The organism is Mixta sp. BE291 (genome assembly GCF_031457955.1).
In the GTDB taxonomy this organism is placed as follows: domain Bacteria; phylum Pseudomonadota; class Gammaproteobacteria; order Enterobacterales; family Enterobacteriaceae; genus Mixta.
The window spans coordinates 199,418-211,338 of sequence record NZ_JAVDXN010000001.1 but is presented as its reverse complement, the minus strand read 5'-3'; the positions used below and the strand labels follow the sequence as shown (position 1 = coordinate 211,338).

The window sequence follows — 11,921 nt, the reverse complement described above, 5'->3', positions numbered from 1 at the left end:
GGCAGGCTCAACTGGAGAACTCATCGCAATGTCATCATCCGTCGGTCGTATTCATTCTTTCGAATCCTGTGGCACCGTTGATGGCCCAGGCATCCGTTTCATCACTTTCTTTCAGGGCTGCCTGATGCGCTGTCTGTATTGCCATAACCGCGATACCTGGGATACGCATGGGGGAAAAGAAGTCACGGTAGAAGAACTGATGAAAGACGTTCTTTCCTATCGTCATTTTATGAACGCGTCCGGCGGCGGCGTTACCGCATCCGGCGGTGAAGCAATACTGCAGGCCGCGTTTGTGCGCGACTGGTTCCGCGCCTGTAAAGCGGAAGGCATTCATACCTGCCTGGATACCAACGGCTTCGTACGTCGTTACGATCCGGTGATTGATGAATTGCTGGAGGTCACCGATCTGGTGATGCTCGATTTAAAACAGATCAATGATGACGTGCATCAAATCCTGGTGGGCGTCTCGAATCATCGCACGCTGGATTTCGCCCGCTATCTGGCGAAAAAAGGCATCCGCACCTGGATACGTTTTGTCATTGTGCCTGGCTATACCGATGATGATGACTCGGCGCATCGCCTGGGTGAATTTACGCGCGATATGCAAAACGTCGAAAAGATTGAGCTGCTGCCCTATCATGAATTAGGCAAGCATAAATGGATCGCTATGGGTGAGGAATATAAGCTGGATGGCGTCAAACCGCCCAAGGCTGAGACCATGGAACGCATCAAGCATATTCTGGAAGGTTACGGTCATAAGGTGATGTACTAATCTACAAGCAATAAAAAGGGCGACGGTATGTCGCCCTTTTTATTCTGATTACGCCTGCGCCACAGGCGTAATATGATGGTCGGCTTTGCGCAGCAGCATCACTAAATAGATCAGCGACACGGCAGCGATCATGACAAACAGTACCCGATCGGAATAGTTCTGCATAAGCATTGCCGTCATACTCGGTCCCGCCAGGCTGCCAATGGTATAACTCAACAGCAGCGCCTGATTCATCGCAACCAGCTCATGGTGTTTCACCGTCTCGCAGGCCCATGACATGGCAACCGGATAGAGCGTAAAGCCAGCAGCACCAAGAATAAACAGCGCCGGCATCATCGCCATATTGCTGAGCATGGCAATTGAACCCAGAATGACGATAAAGACCTGCACGCGTAGCACCAGCAAACGTCCGTAACGATCGGCCATGCGCCCTACCGGCCACTGTCCCACAATGCCCGCGCTGACCAGCAGCGCCATCCAGTAGCCTACGTTCGCGTCGCTGATACCCTGATGAGAGAGGTAAAGCGGCATCAGGCCATACAGCGAGCCCAGCACAATACCGGAAATAATGCAGCCGTTAATGCCCAGGCGTGAGCTACGACGACGAAGCATCGGCCACATGCGACCCGGCGCGCCCTCTTCCTCATGCGCAGCAGCGGTGATTTTCATAAAGATAATCGGCAGCACGCCAGCCACGATCACGGCGGTAACCCATGGCAAAACATTCAGCAGCTCGGTAGAGACTTTGCTCACCAGCAGCTGACCGGCAACCGTACCGAGGTAGTAAACAATCATATACGCTGCCAGCAGCTGGCCACGATTGCGCAGCGTGCCGCTACAGAGCAATGCGCTCTCTACCACGACCCAAATCCAGGCGCAGCCAATGCCTGCCACCAGACGCCAAAGCGTCCAGCTCCAGAAACCTTCATTCAGACCCAGCGCTACCGTGGCGACAGCAAAAACCAGCGAAGCAAAATAGAAGCTGCGATTAAAGCCGTAGTGCTTGATCAGCCAGCCCGCCAGTAATGTCCCGATAAGGTTACCGGTGTAATAGGATGAGCTTACTATGCCTACCTGCCAGGTGGGCAAGTTATCGTGGGTCAGCCACAAAGGAACCAGAGTATTAAGCACAGCAATAGAAACCGTCAGCAGCAGCAGGCCGCAGAGCAACAGCACAACGGGACGAGACCAGGTAAACATTGGCTAAATCACAGGAAAGAAAGGAGAAAGTGCGCGAATATTGCCACTCTTGTTTTTAAAGTCAATCGGCCCAATTTACGCGCCGCACAATTTGCCCCGCTCCGATTTAATATTTTTATCCTGGAAAGATGTTTACCGGTTAAATAGCAACCAGACAATATTTTTCTTATTTATAAATCATCACCTTAGATGCAGAGGCATGCTGAATAACGATATATTTATTTTAATAAAAAAAAAGCCCGCCGGGAATAACGGCGGGCTGACAGTGCATGAGGGTCATTAACCGATTAGGGTTAAGCCGCCCATATAAGGACGCAGCACTTCCGGCACTTCAATACGGCCATCAGCCTGCTGATAGTTTTCCAGCACGGCAACCAGCGTACGGCCAACCGCCAGGCCGGAGCCGTTCAGCGTATGCACCAGACGCGGTTTCTTATCGTTTTTACTACGGCAGCGTGCCTGCATACGACGCGCCTGGAAATCCCACATGTTAGAGCAGGAAGAGATCTCGCGGTAAGTATTCTGCGCGGGCAGCCAGACTTCCAGATCGTAGGTTTTCGCCGCACCGGCACCCATATCGCCGGTACAGAGCAGCACTTTACGGTAAGGCAGATTCAGCAGCTGCAACACTTTCTCAGCATGGCCGACCAGCTCTTCCAGCGCCTGCATGGAATCTTCCGGGCGAACGATCTGCACCATTTCGACCTTATCGAATTGGTGCATACGGATCAGACCACGCGTATCACGGCCATAGGAACCCGCTTCAGCACGGAAGCAAGGGGTATGTGCCGTGAGTTTAATCGGCAGCGATTCTTCCTCAACGATCTCGTCACGCACCAGATTGGTCAGCGGCACTTCCGCCGTTGGGATCAGCGCATAGTTACTGCTGTCTGACTCTTCTTCCAATGGACGGGTGTGGAACAGGTCCTCGCCAAATTTCGGCAGCTGACCGGTGCCCAACAGCGTGGCGTGGTTAACCAGGTAAGGCACATAGGTTTCGGTATAACCGTGCTGCTGCGTATGCAGATCGAGCATAAACTGGCCCAGGGCGCGATGCAGACGGGCGATCTGCCCCTGCATGACCACAAAACGAGAGCCGGTCAGCTTAACGGCAGCGGCGAAATCCAGCCCTTTTGCCATCTCACCGAGGTCAACGTGATCGCGCACCGGGAAATCATACTCACGGGGCTCGCCCCAGCGCAGGATTTCCTGGTTTTCGGTCTCATCTTTGCCCAGCGGCACTTCATCTGCAGGCAGGTTTGGCAACACCAGAGAAAAATCACGGATTTGCTGCTGCAAGACATCCAGTTCGGCTTTTGCCGCATCCAGGCGTTCGCCCAGCGCGTTAACTTCCTGACGCAGCGGCTCAATATCTTCCCCGCGTGCTTTAGCCTGCCCGATGGATTTGGATCGTGCATTACGCTCAGCCTGCAGGTTTTCGGTTTCTACCTGCAGCACTTTACGACGCTCTTCAAGCGAGAGCAGCGTTTCCACATCCAGTTTAAATCCTCGGCGTGCCAGTTTTTCTGCGACTGCGTCTGGCTCGTTACGCAGCAGATTGGGATCGAGCATGCTTATCCTGTGCTTACTGTGATTAAAAAAAGGTTTTGAACCAAAGCGTTCCTTCAGGGCCCACCTGGCTTTGCGCTAACCTTACCGCAACGCCTGGGCTAGCGGTAGCGTTTTGTCGGGCTATTTTGATCCTGTTCCATAAGCCAGGCGAGCTTTTCGCCAATTTTCCCCTCCAGCCCGCGGCTGGTTGGCTGGTAATAACGCGTTTGCGCCATCTCAGCGGGAAAATAGTCTTCACCGGCGGCGTAGGCGTTCGGTTCGTCGTGCGCATAGCGGTACGCTTTGCCGAGCCCCATCTCCTTCATTAACTTCGTCGGCGCGTTGCGCAGATGCTCAGGTACGTCAAAGTCAGGTTTTTCACGCGCATCGCGCATTGCGGCTTTAAAGGCGTTATACACCGCGTTGCTTTTCGGCGCGCAGGCAAGGTAAACAATCGCCTGCGCGATGGCGCGTTCGCCTTCCGCCGGGCCGACACGCGTAAAGCAATCCCAGGCGGCAATCGCCACCTGCATGGCACGCGGATCGGCATTGCCAACATCTTCCGAAGCGATGGCCAGCAGTCGACGCGCGACATACAGCGGATCGCCGCCTGCGGTAATAATCCGGGCATACCAGTAAAGCGCCGCGTCAGGCGCAGAACCGCGCACCGATTTATGCAGCGCGGAGATCAGATCGTAATAGCGATCGCCTTTATTATCAAAGCGCGCGGCGCGCTCGCCGGACACCTCATTCAACAGCTGAGGCGTGAGTTCCCGCTTGCCCTGCGCATCGCTTTCGGCCATATCCGCCATCATTTCCAGCGTATTCAGCGCCCGGCGCGCATCGCCGTTTACCAGCTCGGCGATCATCCGGCGCGTGGCCTCAGGCAGCACGATATTTTCTTTGCCCAGCCCGCGCTCTTTATCCGTTAACGCCTGCTGTAATACCGTTTCGATATCTTCCACGGTCAGGGATTTCAGCAGATAAACGCGCGCACGTGATAACAGCGCCGAATTCAGTTCAAAAGAGGGGTTTTCCGTGGTCGCGCCAATAAAGGTAATGGTGCCATCTTCGATATGAGGTAAAAACGCGTCCTGCTGGCTTTTGTTGAATCGATGCACTTCATCGACAAACAGAATGGTGCGCCGTCCGGCCTGACGATTCTGCCGCGCGCGCTCAATCGCCTCGCGGATCTCTTTAATCCCTGAGGTTACCGCCGAGATGCGTTCAACATCGGCATTGCCGTAACGGCCGATAAGTTCGGCCAGTGTGGTTTTACCGGTGCCGGGCGGGCCCCAAAGGATCATGGAGTGCAGATGGCCCGCTTCAATCGCGCGCGTTAGCGGCTTCTCCGGGGCCAGCAGGTGTTGCTGTCCGATATACTGCTCAAGCGTGGTTGGCCGCATACGCGCGGCCAACGGCTGAAACTGTTCGGACGAAAAATCAAGGGAGAGATTACTCAACTCAACCTCACTGACGTTGATCGTCTACCGTCACCCCTTTCGGAGGCGTAAAGGTGAATTTATCCGCGCTGACCGGCCCGTTGTTCTGGCTTTTCAACACGTAGCTGCTGCGCTGACCATCTTGCTCGATGGCGCTGAATTGATTAATGGTGCCGTTACCCGAAACATTAATCACAAACTGCTTCAGGTTACCGGCGTCCGTTTTTGGCGTCAGCTCAAAATTGTCGCCCTGCTGTTTCACATTGTACTGTTTCCAGTCGCTGCCCTGATTACGGGCAATCAGCATAAACGGCGTATTGCTGGTGGCGCTGTTCAGCCAGGTGGCACTGACCTGCTCAACAAAAGGATTGTAAAACCAAAGGGTTTTACCATCTGAAATAATAACGCTTTCATCCGGCGCGGTCATATGCCAGTTAAACAGGTTGGGACGTTTTACCCACAGTTCCCCTTCCCCTTCCTGCACATTCGATCCGCTGGTGTCGGTAACCTTTTGGTTAAAGCTGGCATGGAAGCTGCTGACTTTATCCAGACGCTGCTGTAATTCACTGGAAGCATCGGCCAGCGCGCCAGCGGAGGTCAACGCTGAAAGTAAACCGCAAGCAAGGACTAATTTTTTCATGACTACCGATTCCTTTTTAAGTCGTTATATTCCGCATCAGGCGGCCTTATTACACATTAGACTGACAGCGCGCTTCCTGACAGGAGAAAATACTGAAAGCGCCGCGGTTAGCCGCTACTGATGCTTAAATAAACAACGGGCCGGTAAATTCCGGCCCGTATAACATCTGACAGCGCAAACAGCGTTTTATAACCGTCATACTTCAAGTTGCATGCACGTTGGCTTTCCTCGCTCACCCCAGTCACTTACTGCAGTAAGCTCCTGCGGACTCCCTGCGTCGCCGCCTTCCTGCAACTCAAATTATTTAGGGTATATTACATTTCGTGCGGCGGCGGCGCCAAAACCTCACGGTTGCCATTATGCCCAGGCGGAGAGACGATAGCCTGCACCTCCATCTGCTCAATAATGCGGGCTGCGCGGTTATAGCCGATACGGAACTGTCGCTGTACGCCAGAAATCGACGCACGCCGTTTTTCCACCACAAACGCTACGGCCTGATCGAACAGCGGATCCAGCTCTTCATCGCCGCCGTCTAAGCCCAGGCCGCCACCTTCACCTTCGTCACCCGCAGTAATGCTTTCAATATACTGTGGTCGACCGCGCGCTTTCCAGTCCTGTACTACCGCATGCACTTCCTGATCGCGCACGAAAGCCCCGTGTACGCGCACCGGAATCGAGGAATTCGGCGGCATATAGAGCATATCGCCCATGCCCAACAGCGATTCCGCGCCACCCTGATCGAGGATGGTACGCGAGTCGATTTTGCTGGATACGGTAAAGGCAATACGTGTCGGAATGTTGGCCTTAATTAAGCCGGTAATGACATCAACCGACGGTCGCTGCGTCGCCAGCACCAGGTGGATCCCTGCCGCACGCGCCTTCTGGGCCAAACGCGCAATCAGCTCTTCCACTTTTTTACCTACCGCCATCATCAGATCGGCAAATTCATCGACCATGACCACGATATAAGGCAGTTTCTCCAGCGTCGGCGGCAGCGTATCCATACTGTCGCCAGGCTTCCAGAACGGATCCGGGATCGGTCGACCCATCGCTTCCGCCAGTTCGATTTTCTCGTTATAGCCCGCCAGATTTCGTACGCCAAGCGCAGACATCAGCTTATAACGACGCTCCATCTCGCCAACGCTCCAGCGCAAGGCATTCGCCGCATCCTTCATGTCGGTAACCACTTCCGTCAGCAGATGCGGAATGCCTTCATACACGGAAAGTTCCAGCATTTTCGGGTCGATCATAATAAAGCGCACCTCTTCCGGCGTCGCTTTATACAGCATGCTAATGATCATCGCGTTCACGCCCACCGATTTACCGGAACCGGTAGTACCGGCAACCAGCAGGTGAGGCATTTTTGCTAAGTCGGCCACCACCGGCTGACCGGCAATATCTTTACCCAGCACCACGGAGAGCGGCGAAGGATTGTCACGGAAGCTGGCGCAGTCAAGCACTTCACGCAGATACACGGTCTGACGATGTTTGTTTGGCAGTTCAAGGCCAACGTACGGCTTGCCAGGAATCACCTCAACCACACGTACCGCCACCGCTGAAAGCGAACGGGCTAAATCGCGTGACAGGTTAGAGATGCGCGCAGCCTTCACGCCAGGCGCTAAATCAAGCTCAAAACGGGTAATCACCGGACCGGGCGAAATGCCAACTACTTCCGCTTTTACCCGATAATCAGCAAGACGCGCTTCAACCAAACGGGCCGTCTGCTCCAGCGCAAACATATCTACCGGCTCTTCCTCTTCCGGCGGCGAGGTTAACAGATCGAGCGTTGGCAGCGGCGTCGTCGGCTTATAGGTTGGCTGCTCATGTCGCATCAGGAACGGATGAATCAGGCTCTCCGTCAGTGATTCATGGCTTTCAGGCTGTGGCGCAACAACGGCCGCCGCAGGCGCAGGCGCCGTGCTGTTTTGCCATTGAGACGCGGGCGGCTCGACGGCGCGTTGAACCGGCTCAATCGGTTGTGAAACCTGCGGTGCCGGAACCTCCGTCGGCTGAGCGGCATAGCGCGGCTCAGGCGTTGGCTGCTGCCACTGCGGTTCCGTAGCAGGCATTTCCGGCTCAGGCGTAGCGGCAATGGTAAACAATGGCTCGCTTGGGCCATCATCAACCAGATCGTCCATCGGCGAGAAATCGAACGCGGCAGCGGGATCGAGGGTAAACGCAGGCACGTCACGCGGCGGCGTGCTGTGAACGCGCACGTCAGCCTGCGGTTCATGGCGCGTTTGCGGCGCACTCTGCTGCGGCTGATGCTGATACGTTACATCGGGCTGCGTTGGCTGAACATAACGCTGCTGCACGGGAGTTTCCGCTTCGGCCACAGGCACAGCCTCTTCAGGATGCGCGTAACGCTGCTGAGCGCCGTTAATTTGCTCAGCATCAGCCGTTGGCGCTTCAGGAGTCGTGTAACGTTGCTGAGCGTAGCTGGTTTGCTCAGCATCAGCCGTTGGCGCTTCAGAAGCCGCATAACGTTGCTGCTGCTGTTGCGCAAACTGCTGCGCCAGCGCTGCCTGCTCATCCTGCTGCAAAGCGTGCTCGTCCTGTTGCAAGCGCTGGGCATCCTGCTGCTGTGCATGTTCCTCTTCTTCCGCAGCATAGTCTGCGCCATAGCGCGCCTGCTGCTGCGCCATAAACGCATTGCGTAACTGGCTTTCGTCTTCGGCCATGGATTGCTCATCAGCCGGCTGAGACAGCGTCTGTTGCTGAGCCTCAGCCTCCTGCTTCGCTTTTTCCTCTGCCAGACGCTGAGAAGGCAGTTTAATGCCAAAGGAAGCAAGTTCACGGCGCGTAGGCAACTTAACCGGTTTCGGGCGCGGAAGCTCAGGCCCAATGCCCTGTTTAATCTGCGGATTGGTCTCTTCAGGCGCGCTGGCAGGCATAAAGGAAACGGCATCGGTTTGCGCAGCCGCGGCCGCGGCAACCGTACCCAGCGCTGGCGCTGTGGTTGATGCCGCTTGCCAGTTACCCATTTGCGGGCCATCGTCCTCTTCCGGCGACGTAAAGGCGGCGGCATGCTCAGGCATTTCAAAACGATAAAGCGGCGGCGCGCTGGTTGCGCGCTCGGTTTGAGCGGCTGCGCTGGAAACCATCGTGGCCGCCGTGGTTGCCGTGGTTGCCGCGTTATCCTGCGTTGGCGCAGCTGACGGCGCACGGTTCTGCTGCTCCACCGGCATTGATGCCGCAGCGGCCTGCGCTGCAACGGCAGGCTGTGCCGCAGCAGCAGCAACGACAGAAGGCTGAACAGGCACAGAGCCGGCGGTGGTCGGCGGCGTCACCGCGGCGCTGTCAGCCCCCGGTGCGTTAGCAAACAGCGGATCGATCTCTTCCGCGTCATCCTCCACCGGCTGTAGCTTACGCGGCGGCGACAACAGAATGTCATCGTCCTCATCCAGCTGAACCGCACGTTTAATGGTGGGGGCCGAATGTGCCTCTTCGTCGTCTTCATGCCAGGCTTCATCAGCGCGCGAGCGATTGCTGGCAAAAGTCAGCACGCCCATCACCACCGCGCCGATTTTCTCCGCGATGGTCAGCCAGGACCAACCGGTATAGAGCGTAAGCCCGGCGGCCCACAGGCAAAGCAAGGCCAGGGTTCCGCTCGCGCCGTTCAGCCAGGGGGCCATGGCATTACTCACCAGGCTGCCGATTACCCCGCCGGACGCGAAGTACCAGATATCATCCGCATTCAGCGCGGCGAGGCCACAGGTGGTCACCACCAGCGCCAGCACGCCGATCAGGCGCAGGCCGACGGCGAAATAGTCGATATAATCCTGGCGGTCGCGCTGCTGAAAGGTTATCCAGCAAAGACCCAGGATCACCGGCGGAATGGCATAGGCCATAATGCCAAAAATAAACAGTAACGTATCGGCCAGCCAGGCGCCGACGTTGCCGCCCAGGTTATGGATGGGTTCATGCCAGGCGGTCTGAGACCAACTGGGATCGGAAGGATTAAAACTAACCAGCGCCACCATCAGATAGACAGCGAACAGCGCAACAAGAATCAGCAACGCTTCGAGCAGACGGCGACCACTACTAAGCGGCTTAAGTGACACTTCTTTATCTTCTGTATATTCCTGGCTCAAGAGAACTCTCCAGGTATCTGTAAACTATGAAGGAAACAGCGCCGGGGTAACCGACGCTGTGCCTGTATGAATTCACAGGAGTGTACCGAATACCACCAGGTTTTGCACCTGTCCCGTGTTATCGCGTTTTAATAACCAGGCGGTTACTCTGTTTGACTTCTTCCATCACCACATAAGTCCGCGTATCGTTAACGCCTGGCAGGCGCAGCAGGGTTTCACCCAGCAGTTTACGGTAAGCGGACATATCCGGTACGCGCGTTTTCAGCAGGTAGTCAAAATCACCGGAAACGAGGTGACACTCTTGAGTTTCCTCAAGTTTTTGCACGGCGGCGTTAAATTGTTCAAACACATCAGGCGCGCCGCGATTCAGAGTAATCTCAACGAAAACCAGCAACGATGCGTCAAGATAGTGAGGGTTAAGCAACGCGGTATAGCCTAAAATAAAGCCCTGACGTTCCAGGCGGCGTACGCGTTCAAGACATGGCGTAGGCGATAAGCCAACGCGTTTTGACAGCTCGACATTAGAAATACGGCCATCTTTTTGCAGCTCATTCAGGATATTTCTGTCGATTCTGTCGAGGTCTTTTCCGGGGCGTTTTTTATTGTCTACCATTATTATTGTCTCTCTTCATTCCTTCCCTTTACCTGCCATACCCTGAACCATATCAATGTGCAGGGTCTTTCGTCAGTGAAGACATAGAGCCTGTTGCTATTGCAGCGCCCATCCGCATGACGCATGCTGTCTGTCCACACCATGCGTCATTACGAATGACAGACTGAGTTTATTCGGCGTTGTACGCAAAAGCTGGTACGAAACTCTGTTTACATAGCCCAAATATTCTCTGCTTCCCACAATGTTTTCGCAAAAGCGCAGGCGATTGTCAAAGCAAAACATTGAAAATCAGGAGAACATGCCAGCTGCTTGCTGACGCGACCGGTTTTAACCGCTTTTTTTGCCCGTTTTACCTGCGATTTATTTTCTGCGGCGCGTTTATTGACGTGTCGTTAGCATCTGCCCGCCGTTATCGGTGCCGCCTGTTGCATCAATTGTTAACAAAATCGTAGAACGCTTTTTTTGCTGCGCTAAATTCCCTACAATCTTGCTCCATGTTGCCAGTTAACTAATGAGGATCTCATGGGCACGGCCAAACACAGTAAATTGCTTATTCTGGGCTCAGGTCCGGCGGGCTATACCGCAGCGGTCTACGCTGCACGCGCTAACCTGAATCCGGTAATGATTACCGGCCTGGAAAAAGGCGGCCAGCTAACCACCACCACCGACGTAGAGAACTGGCCTGGCGATCCCAACGATCTGACTGGTCCGCTGTTGATGGAACGGATGCATGAACATGCGGTGAAATTTAATACCGAAATCATTTTCGACCATGTTCATACGGTTGATTTGCAAAATCGTCCGTTCCGTCTGGTGGGCGACAGCGGGGAATACACCGCCGATGCCTTGATTATCGCCACAGGCGCTTCCGCTCGCTATCTGGGCCTGCCTTCTGAAGAAGCGTTCAAAGGTAAAGGCGTTTCCGCCTGCGCCACCTGCGATGGTTTCTTCTACCGTAAGCAGAAAGTGGCCGTGGTCGGCGGCGGCAATACGGCCGTTGAAGAGGCGCTTTATCTCTCTAACATCGCCTCTGAGGTTCATCTGATTCACCGTCGCGACGCTTTCCGCGCCGAGAAAATTTTGATTAACCGCCTGATGGAAAAAGTCAGCAGCGGCAATATCGTGCTGCATACCGACTGCGAGCTGGATGAAGTGCTGGGCGATCAGATGGGCGTCACCGGTGTGCGTCTGCGTAGCACGCAGAACAGCGAAACCACCAAAGAGCTGGATGTTGCAGGCCTGTTTGTTGCTATCGGCCACAGCCCGAACACCGCGATTTTCGCCGGTCAGCTGGCGCTGGAAAATGGCTATATCAAAGTGCAGTCCGGCCTGCAGGGCAACGCCACGCAAACCAGCATTCCGGGCGTGTTTGCCGCCGGTGATGTGATGGACCATACCTATCGTCAGGCGATCACCTCCGCCGGTACCGGCTGTATGGCCGCGCTGGACGCAGAACGCTATTTAGACGGTTTGGTTAAAAACGATAAGTAAGTTGTTAATTAACTGATCTTATTTGTCTGCGGCGGCAGGAGAACTGTCGCCTTTTTTCTGCCTGCCATGCTACATTGCCTGCGCCTTTAACGGCATACTCTCTGGCGATATCGGCCAG

8 protein-coding genes are annotated in these 11,921 nt (G+C 55.0%); 2 read left to right on the top strand and 6 right to left on the bottom strand.

The annotated features are described in order from the left end of the window. Nucleotides 1-28 precede the first annotated feature (28 nt). Nucleotides 29-772, top strand: a complete 744-nt coding sequence (gene pflA, locus J2X14_RS00920) for a pyruvate formate lyase 1-activating protein (protein WP_352409348.1) — start codon at nt 29-31, stop codon at nt 770-772. 48 nt (nt 773-820) lie between these two features. Here pflA and J2X14_RS00915 read toward each other — a convergent pair whose 3' ends face one another. The 6 genes from J2X14_RS00915 to lrp all read right to left on the bottom strand — a co-directional run bounded on the left by J2X14_RS00915 (nt 821) and on the right by lrp (nt 10,312). Beyond that, complete coding sequence (locus J2X14_RS00915; protein WP_352409347.1) at nt 821-1,972, bottom strand: MFS transporter; 1,152 nt, start codon at nt 1,970-1,972, stop codon at nt 821-823. A gap of 279 nt (nt 1,973-2,251) precedes the next feature. Then, nucleotides 2,252-3,544 carry a serine--tRNA ligase gene (gene serS / locus J2X14_RS00910; RefSeq protein ID WP_352409346.1) on the bottom strand — a complete coding sequence of 431 codons (1,293 nt, stop codon included), beginning with the start codon at nt 3,542-3,544 and terminating at the stop codon, nt 2,252-2,254. 98 nt (nt 3,545-3,642) lie between these two features. Beyond that, on the bottom strand, nt 3,643-4,986 hold the full coding sequence (locus J2X14_RS00905) for a replication-associated recombination protein A (protein WP_352409345.1): 1,344 nt from the start codon (nt 4,984-4,986) through the stop codon (nt 3,643-3,645). 7 nt (nt 4,987-4,993) lie between these two features. Then, a complete protein-coding gene (lolA, locus tag J2X14_RS00900) occupies nt 4,994-5,605 on the bottom strand; it encodes an outer membrane lipoprotein periplasmic chaperone LolA (protein WP_352409344.1) in 612 nt (203 codons plus the stop codon). Nucleotides 5,606-5,919: 314 nt separating this feature from the next. Beyond that, the gene (locus J2X14_RS00895) at nt 5,920-9,699 is read right to left on the bottom strand and encodes a DNA translocase FtsK 4TM domain-containing protein (protein WP_352409343.1); all 3,780 of its coding nucleotides are present in this window, start codon (nt 9,697-9,699) and stop codon (nt 5,920-5,922) included. Nucleotides 9,700-9,817: 118 nt separating this feature from the next. After that, on the bottom strand, nt 9,818-10,312 hold the full coding sequence (lrp, locus tag J2X14_RS00890) for a leucine-responsive transcriptional regulator Lrp (protein WP_017347019.1): 495 nt from the start codon (nt 10,310-10,312) through the stop codon (nt 9,818-9,820). Nucleotides 10,313-10,834: 522 nt separating this feature from the next. Here lrp and trxB point away from each other — a divergent pair. Continuing rightward, nucleotides 10,835-11,803 (top strand): thioredoxin-disulfide reductase, encoded by a 969-nt coding sequence (gene trxB, locus J2X14_RS00885; RefSeq protein WP_352409342.1) that lies wholly within the window; start codon nt 10,835-10,837, stop codon nt 11,801-11,803. Nucleotides 11,804-11,921 lie beyond the last annotated feature (118 nt).